Origin of the sequence: uncultured Arcticibacterium sp., assembly GCF_964021845.1 — a bacterium.
Taxonomy (GTDB): domain Bacteria; phylum Bacteroidota; class Bacteroidia; order Cytophagales; family Spirosomataceae; genus Arcticibacterium.
The window spans coordinates 35,939-53,900 of the sequence record NZ_CAXHZC010000005.1 but is presented as its reverse complement, the minus strand read 5'-3'; the positions used below and the strand labels follow the sequence as shown (position 1 = coordinate 53,900).

The window sequence follows — 17,962 nt, the reverse complement described above, 5'->3', positions numbered from 1 at the left end:
CGCTACAGTGTTCTCTTCCAGAGGCATTAGTGAGCATATTCCGCATAGCTTTTACCATTTGTCAGGCATTACATGAAAATTCTTTAATTCTAAACCGTAAAAGTTAAACTGAGTATGAAAAAAATTTACGCTATCGTATTTGCGATATCATTTCTGGGTTCCAGTCCTGGAGTGTTTGCATCAGAAAGAAGACACCCAAACCTTGAAAAGGAAGACTTTTCAAAAACTAAACAGAAATTAAATGTCAAATCAATTTCTGGAAAAGTACTGGATGGAGACTCCAACTTTGGAGTTCCCGGTGTCAGTGTGGTTTTAAAAGGTACTTCTGTAGGTACCCTAACAGATGCCGAAGGAAAATATCAACTAAACATTAATGTAGATGCTGGCATTCTAGTTTTCTCATCTATTGGCTATGAAACTCAAGAAGTAAGTATAGGAAGCCAAACAATTCTAGATGTTAAATTAAGAGAATCTAATAAAACATTATCAGAAGTAGTGGTTACAGCTTTGGGCTTTAAAGAAAAAGCAGACAGAGTGGGCTCTACTAGTAGTAAAGTTAGTGGTGATAAAATAGTCAAATCTGGTGAATCAAGCTTTATAAACGGCTTAGCAGGAAAGGCTTCGGGGGTTCAAATTTCTAGGGCAGCTGGTGACCCAGGAGCTGCATCATTTATTCAAATTAGAGGTCAAAACACCCTTACGGGAAACTCGCAGCCATTGGTAGTAGTGGATGGCGTACCCATTAGCAGCACCACAGAAGGTGGAAGCTCCGGAGGCGTGGTACCTCAGTCAAGGCTAAACGACATAAACCCTAGTGATATAGAATCTATGCAGATTTTAAAAGGTGCCTCTGCTGCGGCCTTATGGGGTTCTAGGGCAGCTAACGGCGTAATCATTATAACAACTAAAAAAGGAAAAGATGAAGGTAAAATGTCTGTTTCATTTAGTTCTACCATGTCTTTAGATAAAATAAATAAGTACCATCCTTTCCAAGAAACCTTTGGTCAAGGTTCCTCTGGTGTTGCCAACCCTAACACTTCATTATCCTGGGGAGATAAAATATCTGATAGAGCAGGCGGAGCAGATGAGGTAGATACCAGTGGAGAGTTTTTCGAAGCCGAAGATGGCACTTTGTATTACCCCATAATCACAAAAAACTCAACCGAAACCTATAACGAAGCCAATTTTAATGAGGTTTTCAGGACAGGTACTTACTGGGATAATGCTATAAGTATAAGTGGAGGTGACCAAAGAGGAACATTTTTCTTTAGTATAGGTGATGTACGCCAAAAAGGTATCCAAAGAGGTAACAGCAACTATAACAGAACATCAATTAGATTAAACACCGAACGTCAATTTACTGACCAACTTAAGCTAAGCGTAAACGCATCTTATGTTAAAAGCTTTTCTGACAGAGTTCAGAGAGGAAACAACCTTTCGGGTGGTATGGTAGGCCTAGCAAGAAATTCACCTGACTTTGACATTTCTGATTACAAAGGGAGCTATTACTCAAGCCCTTTAGCCTCCCCAATAGAAAATAGACAAAGAGGATACAGAAGTTACTTAGGTGCACTTGCGAGTCCAGCAAATAACAATGCTCTATGGGCATTATATGAACAAACTAACTCAACTGATGTAGACAGGTTTATCAACAGTGCAGAGTTAAATTATGAACCTGTAAAGTGGTTAAATTTAATAGCCCGAATGGGAATTGACACCTATACCGACAACCAGATAGGATACTTCCCGGTAAATGAGATTAGAGGTGCTGGAAATGGTTCTTATCAAGACCAAATCACAAAAGAAACACAGTTAAACACAGACCTTTTAGCCAGAATATCAGGAGAACTTACTCCAGATTTGTTTTCAACATTAATTGTTGGAGCCAATTATAATAGTCGCGATTACTTTAACATTGGTGCTACTATATCAAACTTCCTAATAGCAGACGCCCCTCCTAATTTTTCAAATGCAGTAGCCACAAATAAGGCTCCTATAAATAGTAGAAGTACTGTTAAAACAGCCCGTGCATACGCCACAGCCAATTTAGGTTACAAAGATTATCTTTTCTTAAACCTTTCTGCAGCAGCCGAATCTGCTTCCACTTTTGGCAAATTGGCCGATAAAACTTTTTATTATCCATCTGCTGATGTGGCTTGGTTATTTACAAACCATGACTTCGCCAAAAGCGTACCCTTTCTCAACTTTGGAAAACTAAGAGCATCCTACGGAATTGTAGGCGTGCAACCATTACCTTACTTATCAAATACAATCTTCTCCTCCACGTCTTTCTCTGCTAGCCCTTGGGGAGATAACTTGGTTGGCTCTCAGTTTGGGAATGGTGCATTTAGCCAAGGCAGTTCATTGGGAGACCAATATTTAAAGCCTGAAAGAAAAACAGAATATGAAGTAGGAATTGACCTAAGATTGTTAAAGAGTAAACTAAAAATGTCTGCCACATATTACTACAATAAAGTGGAAGACGTACTTGTGCCGGTAACCCTTGCCCCCACCACTGGTTTCTCTACCAAGTATACAAATGCAGCTTCACTTCAAAACAAAGGCCTTGAAATGGAATTGGGTTATGACATCCTTCAAAAAGGAAGTTTTGACTGGAGTATGAATGCCAATTTCACAAGAAACAGAAGCTTGGTACTTGACTTAGCAGGAACCCAATCTCTTTTTCTACAAGGCGGTATCAATAACTTCTTCGATGCCAGAGCAGTTGTAGGAGAGCCTGTAGGTGTTTTTTGGAGCAGCAAATACGCCGTAGATGAGTCAGGTGAAAGAGTTTTAGATGCCAACGGATTTCCAACAGCTGACCCCGTAACAGGAGTGGTAGGCAACCCAAACCCAGATTGGATAGGAGGATTAGGAACAAGTGTCAAATGGAAAAACTTATCACTTAATGTGCTTTTTGAGACATCTCAAGGAGCAGATTATTTCAATGGAACTAGAGGTGTCATGTATACTTTTGGAACACATGCAGACACCGGTAATGAAGTTACACTAACAGAAGACACTAAAAATTATGCAGGGCAAATTATTCCAGCAGGAAGCACTGTTAGGGGTAATTTAGAAGATTTTGGAGCAGGAAATGTTTTACTGGATCAAGCATGGTACACTACATTGGGTAGTGGTTTTGGCTCTTTAAAAGAGCAATTTGTGGATGACGGCAGCTGGACAAGACTTAGACAGGCATCCGTTTCTTACGCATTAAACTCTGCCAAATTCAAAGAAAAAACCAAACTACAATCATTAGAATTTACACTCACTGGCCGTAATCTGCTTTTATGGACCAAAGTGGTGGGTATTGACCCTGACACTAACATTTCGGGTGTTCCAGCTGGAAGAAACATGGATTACTTTAATTCTCCAGGAACACGATCTTTCATATTCTCATTAAGAGTTAACTATTAATCAAGAAATTAGAGATGAAAAAGAATATATACATCAAAACGCTTTTGCTTTGCTTATTATCAATCAGTTTCTCTTGTGAAAAACTCGTTGACGATTTAAATACAGACCCAAACAATCCTACAGATGCCTCAGCTACATTGCTACTAACAGCGGCCCAATTAGGTAACGTTTCTGTCCAAGAAGGTCATTTGGCCAGATTAGCCTCCATGTGGTCTGGCTATTTCACAGGAAGCGATAGGCAATACAAAGACATGGCCAGCTATAATGTAACAGGTTCAGACTTTAACAATGTTTGGGGCTTTGTGTATCAAGGTGTGGTAGAACAAACCAAGCTAATTATTGAAAAATCAGAACAAAACAATAATCGCTTGATTCAAGCTATCGCCAAAATAACCAAAGCTAATGCTCTAGGAACTGCAGCTGCCTGTTTCGGAGATATTCCTTTTACAGAAGCCTCAAATATAGACATTTACCCAAATCCAGCTTTTGAGTCACAGGTAAGTGTTTATGCTAGCTTACAAACTTTACTTGATGAAGCCATTTCAGACCTAGAAAGCGGAGTTGGTTCTTCCCCAGGTGCAGCCGATATTCATTTTAATGGAGATGCAAGTAAGTGGCTTCAGACAGCCTATACTTTGAAGTCCAGATTCTACATGGAAACTAAAGAATATGCTCTAGCAGAAGCTGCTAGCCTTAATGGGATTTCTAGTTCAGCATCTTCTTTTGTGATGCCACACGGTAACTCCCTAAACGTAAATGAGAACTTAATGTATGCCTTTATTGGAAGAAATAGGGTGGGCGATGTAAATGCTATGAGTGCTCTAGCACCTACTTTGCTAGACCCAGCATCACCTACATATAAGGGAAACCTAAAAACCGATGAAACAGCACGTTATAATTATCATTACGCTACCCTAAATGACGTTTTAATGCCTAATGTATATTCCACTGGTAACTTGGTAGGTTTATTTGGGCAAACGGCTTCGTACCCTTTAATAACTTTTGAAGAAAACATGCTAACCATAGCTGAATCAAAAGCTAGACAGGGTAAAACTGATGAAGGCTTGGAAATTCTAAATACCTACAGAGCTTACCTAAACAGCGGTGGTGGCTTACACCCCTCTTACCTTTCTAGTGGCTTTACATATAAATACGAGCCATATAACCTTGATGATTTAGCTTCGGGAGGAATATTAAATAGCACAGGATTAAGTACCAATGACGCCTTACTTAAAGAAATTCTGACCGAAAGGTATATATCCTTTAATGGTCAAATTTTAGGGTTCAATGACCTTAGAAGAACCAGAAATGAGGCTATTGGTGTAAGCCTTACTCCTACTTCTGGCGATGTATTACCAGAAAGAATGATTTATAGTGAGGCCGAAATCAACTCAAACACCAGTGCACCAAGTCCAGTACCTGGGGTATTTGTGCCAACTCCAGTTAATCAATAAGTTGAAATAACATACATAAAATAAAAACAATTGATGTACAAAAATCACAAATTCGTGGAGCAAAAGTCCTGCTCCACGAATTATTCAATCAAACTAAAGCTCTATTCGGCATTCCTTCTAGTACTTATAACAAGCTCTTTAACAAAAGCTTCAATATTAGGTGACACCACCATAGTAAGTATCAATGAGGGCACTAACATGGCGGCAGAATTATCACCTGATAAGAAAACTATTACCATTGATTTACAAGGTACTATTTGGACCTTACCCGCAACTGGTGGGAAGGCTATTAAAGTTACTGACGGAATGGGAGACGACAGGCAACCAACATGGTCGCCTGATGGCTCAAAAATAGCTTTTCAATCATTCAGGGATGGTTATTATCACATTTGGATGATAAACAAAGACGGTACCGGCTTAAAGCAAGTTACCTCTGGGGCTTTTGATGAAAGAGAGCCAGACTGGTCTCCGGATGGAAAATTTATAGTATATTCTAGTGACGTTTATAAGAACTACGACCTCTTCAAAATAAATATAGAATCCAGTGAGGTCACGCAACTTACTAGCAACGAGGCCAATGAATACTGCCCAGCCTATTCTCCTGATGGTAAAGAAATTGCCTACGTGTCGGAGCAGAAAGATGCACCAGGTATTTACAAACTAAATGAGGCAGGAAAATCAATATTGATTTCAACACGTAAAGGTGCCCTCTCTGCACCTTCTTGGAATTTCAAAGGAGACTTTATGTACTTCACCGAATTCACTGGTTCTTATAGTGGTCTTGGCGAAATTGATTTAAAAAGTGGTGAAACCACCATAATAACCACGACAGAAATTGATGTATTTCCTTTCAGAACAAGTTGGCTAGACTCAAAGGAATATATCTATACCTCAAATGGAAAAATAAAAAAAGCCACAAAAGGCATGAAATCTACGTCAAACATAGAATTTGAGGCAGAACTCATGGTAGTAACACCAACTTACACCAGAAAGCCTTATGACTTTGATAGTGGAACTCCAGAAAAAGTTAAAGGAATAAAGGGTTTATCGGTTTCGCCTGATGGCAAAAAATATCTATTTACCGCCTTTAGTGATATCTACATTTTAGAAGACGGAAAGTCAAAACCTGAACCCTTATTTGAATCTCCATTTATTTGTTCCGATCCTGTTTGGTCGCCAGACGGAAAGCAAATTGCTTATTTGACCGATAAGTCAGGAAATATGAACTTATGGATATTCGATATTGCTACCGCAACAAGTACCCAAATCCTAAAACTGGATGAAGACATCAATTACCCTAGCTGGTCACCTGACGGTCAAAAAATTGCCTTTTACTTAGCAGATGCCAGAAATATCTGGGGCAAAGGAACCTTACAGGCTATAGATTTAAAAAGCAAGAAAGTAGAAAAACTACATGAAGCACTTTTTGTACCGAGCCAACCTAGCTGGTCTCCTGACGGAAAAACTATAGCCCTATCTGCACTTGATGTATATTCTACCAGATTTAGGGAAGGTATTAACAAAATCTTGCTAATATCTCTGGAAGACAAATCCGAAAAATTCATCTCTCCTGTAGAGGAACGTTCATTAGGAATGCGAGCCAAAAACGGCCCACTTTGGTCTCCGAATGGAAAGTGGATAGCTTATGTTTTGGACGGCCTCCTTTGGGTTATAAATGTTGACAAAAAAGGAAACATAATAGGACCTCCCGTAAGATTGACAAACGAGCTGTCCGAAGTGCCAAGCTGGACTTCAGACTCTAAAAGCATAGTTTACTTGGCAACCGATAATATAAAAAAAGTGAGCCTAGAAGATATGTTAATAGAAGAAATACCTATGGATTTCAACTGGGATTATAGCCAACCAGCTGGCAAAACGGTAATTCATGCAGGTAAAGTTTTTGACGGAATTTCTGAAAAATATCTCACCGATGTTGACATTATAATAAATGAAAACAGAATTGAAGCCATTTTGCAGCACGAAGACGGCCGAACTGGAAAATTAATTGATGCATCTGACAAAACGGTGATTCCAGGCTTATTCGAAATGCATACGCATCAACATGCTATGACAGGCGAAAAACTGGGACGCTTATGGCTTTCTTACGGTATAACCTCTTTAAGAGAAACAGGTTCTGACCCTTATGACGCTATAGAAAGGAAGGAGTCTTGGAATACAGGAAAGCTGACGGGGCCAAGAGAGTTTTTCACCGGTGGATTAACCGACGGAACTAGAATTTACTATGGTTTAGCGAACAGTATTCAGTCGTCTGCCCAACTTGATTTGGAACTTGATAGAGCTGTAGAATTAGGTTATGATTTGATCAAAACATACGTAAGAATGCCAGACATTTTACAAAGGAAAATCACAGCCTTTGCACACAAAAATGGAATTCCGGTTTCTTCACATGAGATTTTCCCTGCTATGCGATATGCTGTGGATGCAGTGGAGCATATAGGTGGTACTAGCCGAAGAGGTTACTCTCCAAAAATCACTAAAATGAATCACACTTATGATGATGTGATTCAATTATTGGTTAAATCTCAAATGAACATCACGCCAACTGCCTCCCTACAAGGTGGTTTTTATGCCATGGCTGCTAAATACCCGTGGTACTATAAAAATAAGCAATTGATTAATTTCTTTGGTCAGAGTTATGTAGATAATATGGAAGCTAGAGCTAGCCAAATAGCCAATATTTTCCCAGGCTACCTTTCTAATTTCTCCAATATTCAAGTGACACTTAAAAAACTGATAAACGAAGGAGCAAGTGTAACCGCAGGAACTGATAGCCCATTTATACCTTACGGCTATAGCTTACACGCTGAACTTCATAGCTGGGTCGACTCAGGAATATCTCCTTATGTCACCTTAAAAGCGGCGACCATTGGAGCGGCAACAGCAGTTGGTGTCAGCAAAGACTTGGGTTCAATAGAAAAAGGTAAACTAGCCGATTTAGTCATTGTAAACGGCGACCCTCTTAGTGAAATCACAGATGCATTAAATGTAGAATATGTCATCAAAAATGGCATCACTTATACCTTTGATGAACTAATGACTTCTCCGAAATAAAACGAAAAAGGCTATCTCATTTGAACGAGATAGCCTTTTACATTAAACTTGCTACTTTATAAACTTACTTCTCAAACACATTTACCTCCGCAATCAAATCAGCTACAAGGCCAGTCCAGCCAGTTTGGTGGGCGGCACCACAGCCTTCACCGTTGTCACCATTGAAGTACTCATAAAAGAGATGGAAATTTTTAAAGTTTGCATCTTTATCATACTGTTCATTTATCTGAAGTGCGGGTCTATTCCCCTCTTCATCTTCTTTAAAAATAGAAATCAGACGTTTTGAAATTTCATTTGCGGCATTCGCAATCGTCGTAATTTTTCCAGAGCCTGTAGGGTACTCTACCTCATAATCATCCCCGTAATACTGCGAATACTTATGCAAAGCATCAATTATGAGATAATTAAGCGGAAACCAAATAGGCCCACGCCAGTTACTATTTCCCCCCATGATAGAAAGCTCTGTCTCTGCAGGGCTGTAAGCCACCTCTAATTGCTCGCCATTCAAGTCAAAAGAAAATGGATGCTCTTTATGATATTTTGAAAGCGACCTTATGCCATAGTCTGAGAGAAACTCTGCCTCATTAAAGAGTTTTTTCAAAACCATCTTCATCCTGTGCCCTCTTAATAGAGAAAGTAAATGTGTTTCACCTTTACCCGGCTCATGCCATCTAGAAATCAAAGAAGCTAAATCTGGCCTGTTATTTAAAACCCACTCCAATCTTTTCTTAAACTCTGGTAGTTTATCTAGCAGGTCTTGATTAATCACCTCTACTGCACAAAGCGGAATTAAACCTACTAACGAACGAACCTTAAGGAAAATAGTTCTGGCATCTGGAGTCTGAATCTTATCATAGTAAAACTGATCTTCTTCATCCCAAAGTCCCATATTCCCATCTTCGAGGTTATTATTAATAGCCGCCGCAATATGAAGAAAATGCTCAAAAAACTTGGATGCCATGTCTTGATAAACCGGTCTTTCCAGAGCTATTTCACAAGAAATCCGAAGCATATTTAAGGTAAATATCGCCATCCAGCCAGTAGCATCGGCTTGTTGAAGTTGAATTCCTGGAATTTGAGCATTTCTGTCAAAAACACCAATATTATCTAAACCTAAAAAACCACCACCAAAGATATTATTACCTTCTTCGTCTTTCTGATTTACCCACCAAGTGAAATTTAAAAGTAGCTTATGGAAAATCCTTTCCAAGAAAACCACATCACCTTTACCTCCACGCTGCTCTTTATCAATCTCATACACTTTCCAAGTAGCCCATGCATGAACTGGAGGATTTACATCTGAAAAATTCCACTCATACGCAGGGATTTGACCGTTCGGGTGCATGTAATACTCCCTCAACACTACAGCTAATTGTCTTTTTGCAAAGTCCGTATCAATTCTGGCTAATGTGACCGTATGAAAAGCTAAATCCCAAGCTGCAAACCATGGGTATTCCCACTTATCAGGCATAGAAAGTATATTATGCATGTAAGCATGCTTCCACGTGTCGTTTCTAGTGAATGCTCTACCGGTGAATTTGAAAGGCATTTTAGGGTCACCATTTGCCCACTGGTCTATATTATAATAGTAGAATTGTTTGTTCCACATCATACCAGCGAATGCTTGACGCTGAATTTCCTTTTGCTCTTCTGATTTTACTTCTTTTTGAACCTCACCATAAAAATCGTTCGCATCATTTTTTGATTGCTCGAAAATTTCATCAAAGTCTGCAAAGGCATCGGCTAAATGCGTTTCATTAGAAAACCTCAACCTTATCTCTACGCTACTTTCAGCAGGAATCTCTTTATCATAGAGGCCTGCCATTTTAGTCCCTATATTATTCTTATTAACGGCTTTTTTGACACCATCAACTACGTAATCATTGATACTATCTTTTACAAAAGGAGTGTCATTCTTCTTTCCAAAAACACGTTTCATGTTTGTCTCATTCTCAGAGAACAACAGTTCATCTGCACCCTCTAGGTACAACTTCATGTTATCAAAAAGTTTATGCCTTACTTCTACTTGACTACCAGCTATACCTGTCAACATAGGTTTTTGAGCAAAATCTTCATAACCCCATGACCATGTATTTCTAAACCAAAGTGTAGGCAAAACCGCTAATTTAGCTGCCGCACCAGACCTATTATGAGCCGTCAGCTTAATTAGAATATCATTCTCCGACTTTTTAGCATATTCAATATAAATATCAAAGTATTGATTATCATTAAACGCTTCGGTATTGAGAATTTCAAATTCCTTATCTTTTTTTCCTCTTTCACGATTTCCTTGAAGAATTTCCTCATAGGGGAAAAGTTTGATAGGATATTTGTAAAGCATTTTCATGTAAGAGTGCGTAGGCGTACTATCTAAATAGTAATAAAGCTCTTTCACATCTTCACCGTGGTTACCCTCAGCCCCTGTGAGACCAAAATACCTTTCCTTTAAAATGGGATCTGCATGATTCCAAAAAGAAAAAGCGAAACATATATGTTGCTTATTATCAGAAATTCCACCAATGCCATCTTCCCCCCATCTATAGGTTCGGCTTCTTGAAATATCATGACTTACGTAATTCCAACTATCACCGTAAACACTGTAATCTTCTCTTACAGTACCCCACTGACGACCAGAAAGATATGGACCCCATTTTTTCCAACCTCTATTATCTGGCCTTTCTTCCAGTCTTTTCTTCTCTAAAGTATCTTGCATAAACTACAATTAGGTCCTTCGCAAAAATATCCAATTCACTTACCTAGCTTTCTATAAGGTTTCACTTTTTAATAGATATATTCAAATTCTTTTGTTCCAAATTGCTTTAGTCCAAATTTGGTATCCATTATTAAGTTACCAGCCTCATTAACCCCTACTATTTTACCTTCAAACACGCCTTCCGAGTCTTTATATTCACTCCAAACGTCTCTTCTAAATAAGTTTTCGGTGTATTTATCTTTTAAAAATACGTCTTTTCCTTGCTTTATCTTCAAATATTGCTCCTCAAGGTTTTCTAGCAAACTTGTTAATAACTCCTCTCGGTCAAAAAGGCCATTTTCTGTCAAATTAGAAAGCGAAGTGGCATTTGCCAATTCAAAATTTCTTTGGTTTACATTTAAACCTATACCTATAAAACTATAGTTAATAATTCTATTAGCTATTAAACTTTCAATTAAAATCCCTCCAAGCTTTTGACTCCCATAAAGAATATCATTTGGCCATTTAATTTTTAGTTTTTCATCTAAGAATTCATTAAGTGTATGGTATACCGCTAAAGATACAGCCATATTTAACCTAAATTGTTCATTCACAGGAATAAAGTCTGGCTTTAAAATTAAAGTAAACGTTAAATTTTTCCCTTTTTCTGAAATCCAAGTGTTACCTCTCTGCCCTTTACCCCTTGTTTGATTGTCAGTTATGACAATGGTACCCTCCATAATCTCGCCTTTCTGAATTATTTCAGCTGCGGTTTCGTTAGTTGAGTGACAAGTTGGCAGGTAAATGGCATTTTTGCCCGTAAAAAGTGTTTTGGGCTGAATTTTGTTCAAAATATTATAATTTAGCTGTTTGAAAAACGCAATTACTAAATGGCTTGTTAAAGAGCATTTTAAAGGAATGCAAAACTATCGTAAAATATACTGAATGAAAAAAACTAAGCAACTTTCAAGCACTGAACTAAGTCAATTTATAATTGAAGGGATGCACGAAAAGAAGGCAAATGAAGTTGTCTTAATGGATTTACGTAAAATCAACAACGCCGTAACCGATTTTTTTGTCCTCTGTTCGGGTAATTCCGACACGCAGATTGACGCTATCGCCAAATCTGTAGAAGGACTAGTTTATCAAAAAACCGGTCAAGACCCATGGAATAGAGAAGGAAAAACTCAAAGAGAGTGGATTCTTTTAGATTACGTGGATGTAGTAGTTCATGTTTTTAAAAGTGATAAAAGAGGCTTTTATGATATTGAATCACTCTGGGGCGATGCAGACATCACGTATTTTGGTGACGACATGAAACCGACCAAAGAATTGGTCAATTAATAGAAATTAAAGAATTAACCTTATCAATATGCCAGAGGAAAAGAGTCCTTTACCTAAACAAAAGAAAAAATTACCGATTGGAAACGGTCCAGGTTTTCAAGGTTGGATAATAGCCGCCTTGATTCTAGGAATCGTTGGAGTAATGTATTTTTCTAACAACAAATCGCTTTCTCCAATCAAATATAAGAACCTAGAAGAAATGGTTCTTAAAGGAGAAGTAGAGACCGTATCAGTGGTAACTGACGCCAATGTGGCCGAGGTAACCTTATCTAGCGAAGCTCTCCAAAAAGATGAATACAAAAACCTTTTAGGAAATAACCGATTTACGTCAGGTCCACACATGAAAGTGGATATAGTTTCTGAATACGCCTTCATGGACGAGTTCACTAACTTTCTTAAAAACTCGACTTTAGACGCTAAAAAGAAAGCTGCTCTTTATCCAGAGCCTATTCACAGAGAAGACATTTTGAATTCTTTATTCAACTGGCTACCCTTGATACTTTTCTTTGGTCTAATGTATTTCTTAATGACCAGAATGGCTGGTGGTGGTGGCCCAGGTGGTCAGCTTTTTAATATTGGAAAATCAAGAGCATCGTTATTTGATACAGATAATAAGGTAAAAATTAGCTTTAAAGATGTAGCGGGTTTAGAAGAAGCAAAAGAAGAGCTTACAGAAATAGTTGAGTTCCTAAAAAAGCCAGAGAAGTTCACCGAACTAGGAGGTAAAATACCTAAAGGTGCTCTTTTAGTGGGCCCTCCAGGTACTGGAAAAACCCTTATGGCGAAGGCTGTAGCAGGAGAAGCGAGTGTTCCTTTCTTTTCATTATCGGGTTCAGACTTCGTAGAAATGTTTGTGGGTGTAGGTGCTGCTAGAGTACGTGACCTTTTCAAACAGGCTAAGGAAAAAGCACCTTGTATCATTTTTATTGATGAAATTGACGCAGTAGGTCGCTCAAGAGGAAAAGGTGGCATGCCAGGCGGAAACGACGAGCGTGAAAATACTCTGAATTCATTATTAGTAGAGATGGACGGCTTTGGTTCTGATGCTGGTATTATTATTATAGCCGCTACCAACAGGCCTGATGTGTTAGACCAAGCTTTACTTAGACCAGGTCGTTTTGACAGACAAATAAGCGTAGATGCTCCTGACATTAATGGTCGTGAGGCTATTTTCAAAGTGCACATGCGTCCTTTAAAACTTGCCGACGAAGTAGATGCTAAAAAACTAGCTACCCAAACTCCTGGCTTTGCAGGAGCTGAAATAGCGAACGTTTGTAATGAAGCAGCTCTTCTAGCCGCACGAAGGGGCAAAAAAGCCATTGAAATGCAAGATTTCATGGATGCTATCGATAGAGAGATTGGAGGGCTAGAAAAGAAAAACAAATTGATTTCTCCTGAAGAGAAAGAAATAGTAGCATATCATGAAGCAGGTCACGCAGTAGCTGGTTGGTTCTTAGAACATGCTAATCCACTCGTGAAAGTGAGTATAGTACCTAGAGGAGCAGCGGCATTGGGTTATGCCCAATATTTACCAAAAGAGCAGTTCTTGTATAGAACAGAGCAGCTTTTTGAAGAAATGTGTATGTCTCTTGGTGGTAGAGTGGCTGAAGATATTGTTTTTGGAAAAATTTCTACAGGAGCATTAAGTGATTTAGAGAAAATTACCAAAATGGCTTATGGCATGGTAACTGTTTATGGCCTTAATGAAGAAATTGGAAATATCTCTTTCCATGATTCAAAACAATCTGACTATGCATTTACTAAGCCTTACTCTGAGTATACTGCTCAAAAGATTGACCAAGAAGTTAAGAAACTAGTAGATAGAGCATATAAAATGACTAGGGAATTACTTAGCTCTAAGCGTAAAGAGTTAGACATATTGGCTAAGGCTTTATTAGAAAGAGAAATTATCTTCCAAAGTGACTTAGTAGGCTTAATTGGAGAAAGACCTTTTGAAACCTTAACTACTTATCAAGAGTATATGGACAAAGGGGATGCACCTGAGGTTATTACAGAGAATATTGAAACAGCTCTTAGTGCAAATGGAAGCACTTCTACCACAGACCTTAAGTCAGATGAAACAGAAGAGTTGAAAAACTAAAATTCTGTTAGTCTTAAATTGAAAAAGCCGATGCGTTTTAAACGACATCGGCTTTTTTAATGATAAATATTGGGGTTTTACTTACCGAAAAGACCACCAAGCAATCCGCCTAGGCCACCTTTCTTCTGTCCACTAGCACCACTAAGAAGCATTCCTGCTAAATCATCTACAATGCTACCGTCTCCATCAGCATCTAAGAAAGACTCAATAAGGCTTTGCTGCTTACTACCAGTACCGCCGCCTAATAAACCACCAAGTACGTTTCCAAGGCCATTACTGTCTTGAACGTTTGATTGACTTACTTGCTTTCCTACAACGCCCATTAAAATTGGAGCAGCTACTTTTAAGATTTGAGAAACAGTTCCCATATCTAAACCTGATTTTTGGCTTAATGCACTTTCTACTCCAGCTTGCTTTCCTCCTAAAACGTGTCCTAAAATTCCAGCACCGTCATTCACTACGCTATCATCTACACCCCCTTGAAAAAGACCTCCAAGGTTGTCTAAAATTCCGCCATTGTGTTTGCCTGTCACAGCACTTAAAAGGCCAGCAGCCCCGTCAGGTGTGTTTGCATTTCTTTGCATAGCACCCATTAAAACAGGTAATGCCATTCCTAAGACATCCGCAGTTTTATTTGTAGGTGCACCAGTTTGTCCACTTACTCCAGAAATAATCTGCTTGCCTAAATCACTACCTAATAAATCTAATATTCCAGCCATTTTTATTGGTTTAAAGTTTCAAAGCCACAAAATATGCAAAAAGAACCGAAAGAAAGAAGATAAGAGACTATTTAAATCTTTTAAACCCCACTTTAACAATTAGTTAATAAATACAGTATATTATTTAATTAATCCAATAGAGAGTATAAACTGGTCTGTGGTGAAATTGAAAACTTTCGGATTATTAGATGGTCCTAATTTTGTTTGGGCATAGTTTTGAATACCTGCCTCATACCTAAAGTCAAAGAAAAAATACTTGAACTCAAACCCTAAACCCACTATGCCATTGACAATAGGTTTTTCAAGAAAATCCTTTGAAAGGTTCTCATTGGTATAAGGTGCTAATCCTGTTTCGAAAGCATCATTTTTATTTAGTGCATAAGAAACCACTGGCCCTGCAAAAAGCCTTGCATCTCTAAACCTTATCCCCAGTAAAACAGGAAAATCTATCGCTGTAAATTTTGCATCAACCCTGTTTAATAAGTTTCCAGTCTTATCAAGGAAATCAAACTTACCTCCTTTCAAACCATAAACTACTTCAGGCTGCAAATAAAACGACCCACTAATAAACCTTCCAAATATGGCTCCTTGATAACCATTCCCAAAGGCCGAATTTGACACTAATCCATCCCTAACTACACTACCATTAGCTATTAATGGTGTACCACTAGCGGTTATTTGAATTACATCTCCGCTGGTGGTATTTATTCTAGTTTTACTTATACCGCCCCTTACTCCCCAAGAAAATTGAAACCTATTCTTTTTATAAAGTGATTTATCTATTGGAATTGCAGGTTTACTATCCACAGTATCTGCCTCCATGATTTGTCCTTTCACCGCTAAAAATGAGCAAAAGAATATTAAAGTAAGTAAGTTTTTCATCCCAAATTTTGTTTCAAAAATTAAGCCAAAGGCTCTATTATCATAACCGTAAATCGGCAAACACATACCAGTTTCTTTGACTCATTTGTAATATCAATTTGCCATATATGTGTTTTCCTTCCTAGGTGAATTGCCTTCGCCATACCGTAAACCAATCCCTCCGTAACTGGTCTTAAGTGATTAGCGTTAATTTCTAAACCTACTATTTGTTTTCCTGAAGATGCCACCATAGAGTATGAAGCTACGCTCCCTAAAGTTTCTGCGAAGGCCACAGAAGCACCACCGTGAAGAATACCGGCTGGCTGTTTCGTTCTTTTATCAACAGGCATTGTACCTTTTATGTAATCATCGCCAACTTCCGTTATTTCAATTCCCAAATGCTCACTAAGGGTGTTTTGCCCCATTTTATTTAAGTTTTCAGGTTTAGCTGTCAATTTCATACTGAATATTCTATTTTTGGTCGATTTTTGAAACGAGGACAAAGGTATTTAAATGAAAAGTAAAACTATCTATTTAATAAGACACGGCGAAACCGACTATAATAAGCAGGGTATAGTACAAGGTAGCGGCATAGATTCTGAATTAAATGAAAATGGACACAGTCAGGCAGCAGCTTTCTATAAAAGATATGCTAATACTCCTTTTGACAAAGTTTACACCTCAGCTCTCCAAAGAACGCATCAAAGTGTTGCGAATTTCATTAAAGATGGGATTCCGCATAAAATATTACCTGGTTTAAATGAAATTTCTTGGGGTAAAACAGAAGGTAAAAAGCCTAACCCTGTAGAAGATAGCTTTTACTGGGATGTTATCAAAAAATGGAAAAGTGGCGAAACACACCTAGCTATGGAAGGTGGAGAGAGTCCAGAAGATGTTATTCGGAGACAAAAAATTGCTTTTGAGCACATTATTAATCAAGATCACGAAGACCTCATTTTAGTAGCCATGCATGGCAGAGCTATAAGAATTTTGCTAACTCTATTAACTGAAATTCCTGTATCAGAAATGGATAATTTCAAACATTCAAACCTCTGCCTTTATAAATTAGAGTATTCTTATCTTACAAAACGTTTTAAGATCTTGGAGCATAACCTAACCGACCATCTTGCTTTAATTTCTGCATAAAGAATAATCCTTTCATGAAGAGATAATTCCAATGGTGTAATTAATTACTTTTTGTGGCCAATTTCATATACCTTAATTTTCAATTCTAAGAAATGGAAACAAAAAAGTCGTATTGGATTTATCAAATTTTAGGGTGGTCGCTCTATTTCTTCTCCGATCTCCTCAATTATTTTACTATTTTTTCATTTGATTTTGAGGAGTTCAATAAACTCATTGGCAACTTAATAGTCAATGTAGCAGCTGGTATTTCTCTAACACATATTTTTAGAATAATTTTTAAGAGATACGAGTGGATTAAACTTCCGGTAACTCAGCTAATTATTAGATGTGCCGCCGTAGTAGGAATAATCACTTTTGTATTGGCCGCTATCAATATCCCAATGGATAGAGACATTATCAATACAGAAAAGATGAACTGGGCTTTAAGAGATATTTCTTACCTAACTAACCTTACCAAACCTGTATTAATCTGGGTGCTTTTATACGTTTTTTACAGTGTAGCCGATCTTCGTAAAAACGATGCCGTAGAACGTGTTAGGCTAGAAGCTTCTGTTAAAGAAACTGAAGCTAAAATTCTAAGAGCCCAAATGAATCCTCATTTCATTTTTAATGCACTAAACAGCATTAGAGCCTTAATTACCGAGGATCCTAAAAAAGCCATGTCTGGCATTACGCAGCTTTCAAATTTGCTTAGAAGCTCTTTAGTTTCACATAGAAAAACCACCGTGAGTCTAAAAGAAGAAATAAAAACTATTCAAGACTATCTGAGTCTAGAGAAAATCAGGTATGAAGAAAGACTTCAAATAAAATGGGATATTGCCAAAGAAACCGAGGGTATACAGGTACCACCCATGATGCTTCAGACATTGGTAGAAAATGCGATTAAGCATGGAGTTCAAAAGGCTCTAAGATGGGGTTTTATAGAAATTTCATCTCAATTAGAAGGAAAAGTATTAATCATTAGAATTAGAAATACCGGTAAGCTAGAAGGAACAGATTCAAAATCTTCTTCAGGAGGTTTTGGTTTGGAAAACACCAAAAGAAGGCTTCATTTGCTTTACGGTAACAAAAGCGACTTTAAAATATTTCAAGAAAACCATTTGACGGTGAATGCCGAAATAAGGATTCCGTTAGACCATCAATTATAAAAAAT

12 protein-coding genes are annotated in these 17,962 nt (G+C 38.0%); 7 read left to right on the top strand and 5 right to left on the bottom strand.

All coding sequences use genetic code 11. The features are described 5' to 3' along the window. The first annotated feature begins 114 nt into the window (after nt 1-114). From AADJ06_RS14760 to AADJ06_RS14750, 3 genes are read left to right on the top strand one after another with little or no spacing between them, the layout of a single operon-like run. Nucleotides 115-3,420: a SusC/RagA family TonB-linked outer membrane protein gene (locus AADJ06_RS14760; protein ID WP_341227246.1), complete on the top strand. Its 3,306-nt coding sequence runs from the start codon at nt 115-117 to the stop codon at nt 3,418-3,420. A gap of 14 nt (nt 3,421-3,434) precedes the next feature. After that, complete coding sequence (locus AADJ06_RS14755) at nt 3,435-4,874, top strand: SusD/RagB family nutrient-binding outer membrane lipoprotein (protein WP_341227245.1); 1,440 nt, start codon at nt 3,435-3,437, stop codon at nt 4,872-4,874. Nucleotides 4,875-4,907: 33 nt separating this feature from the next. Next, on the top strand, nt 4,908-7,946 hold the full coding sequence (locus AADJ06_RS14750) for a DPP IV N-terminal domain-containing protein (RefSeq protein ID WP_341227244.1): 3,039 nt from the start codon (nt 4,908-4,910) through the stop codon (nt 7,944-7,946). Nucleotides 7,947-8,010: 64 nt separating this feature from the next. Here AADJ06_RS14750 and AADJ06_RS14745 read toward each other — a convergent pair whose 3' ends face one another. Together AADJ06_RS14745 and AADJ06_RS14740 are read right to left on the bottom strand one after the other, a co-directional pair. Beyond that, entirely contained in the window at nt 8,011-10,659 is a 2,649-nt protein-coding gene (locus AADJ06_RS14745; protein ID WP_341227243.1) for a glucosidase, read from the bottom strand. Nucleotides 10,660-10,727: 68 nt separating this feature from the next. Next, on the bottom strand, nt 10,728-11,489 hold the full coding sequence (locus AADJ06_RS14740) for a biotin--[acetyl-CoA-carboxylase] ligase (protein ID WP_341227242.1): 762 nt from the start codon (nt 11,487-11,489) through the stop codon (nt 10,728-10,730). 94 nt (nt 11,490-11,583) lie between these two features. Between AADJ06_RS14740 and rsfS the strand changes: the two genes are divergently transcribed. Next, complete coding sequence (rsfS, locus tag AADJ06_RS14735) at nt 11,584-11,982, top strand: ribosome silencing factor (protein WP_341227241.1); 399 nt, start codon at nt 11,584-11,586, stop codon at nt 11,980-11,982. 28 nt (nt 11,983-12,010) lie between these two features. Then, the gene (gene ftsH, locus AADJ06_RS14730; protein WP_341227240.1) at nt 12,011-14,083 is read left to right on the top strand and encodes an ATP-dependent zinc metalloprotease FtsH; all 2,073 of its coding nucleotides are present in this window, start codon (nt 12,011-12,013) and stop codon (nt 14,081-14,083) included. A gap of 77 nt (nt 14,084-14,160) precedes the next feature. On the opposite strand, the gene AADJ06_RS14725 is transcribed toward ftsH, so the two are convergent. From AADJ06_RS14725 to AADJ06_RS14715, 3 genes are all read right to left on the bottom strand, one after another. Continuing rightward, nucleotides 14,161-14,802 carry a DUF937 domain-containing protein gene (locus AADJ06_RS14725; RefSeq protein ID WP_341227239.1) on the bottom strand — a complete coding sequence of 214 codons (642 nt, stop codon included), beginning with the start codon at nt 14,800-14,802 and terminating at the stop codon, nt 14,161-14,163. 120 nt (nt 14,803-14,922) lie between these two features. Further along, the gene (locus tag AADJ06_RS14720) at nt 14,923-15,684 is read right to left on the bottom strand and encodes an outer membrane beta-barrel protein (RefSeq protein ID WP_341227238.1); all 762 of its coding nucleotides are present in this window, start codon (nt 15,682-15,684) and stop codon (nt 14,923-14,925) included. Between the two features lie 20 nt (nt 15,685-15,704). Beyond that, nucleotides 15,705-16,124 carry a hotdog fold thioesterase gene (locus tag AADJ06_RS14715; protein WP_341227237.1) on the bottom strand — a complete coding sequence of 140 codons (420 nt, stop codon included), beginning with the start codon at nt 16,122-16,124 and terminating at the stop codon, nt 15,705-15,707. A 52-nt stretch (nt 16,125-16,176) separates the two neighbouring features. On the opposite strand from AADJ06_RS14715, the gene AADJ06_RS14710 reads away from it, so the two are divergent. Both AADJ06_RS14710 and AADJ06_RS14705 read left to right on the top strand, forming a co-directional pair. After that, complete coding sequence (locus AADJ06_RS14710) at nt 16,177-16,809, top strand: histidine phosphatase family protein (protein WP_341227236.1); 633 nt, start codon at nt 16,177-16,179, stop codon at nt 16,807-16,809. Between the two features lie 92 nt (nt 16,810-16,901). Next, nucleotides 16,902-17,957 (top strand): histidine kinase, encoded by a 1,056-nt coding sequence (locus AADJ06_RS14705; protein WP_341227235.1) that lies wholly within the window; start codon nt 16,902-16,904, stop codon nt 17,955-17,957. Nucleotides 17,958-17,962 lie beyond the last annotated feature (5 nt).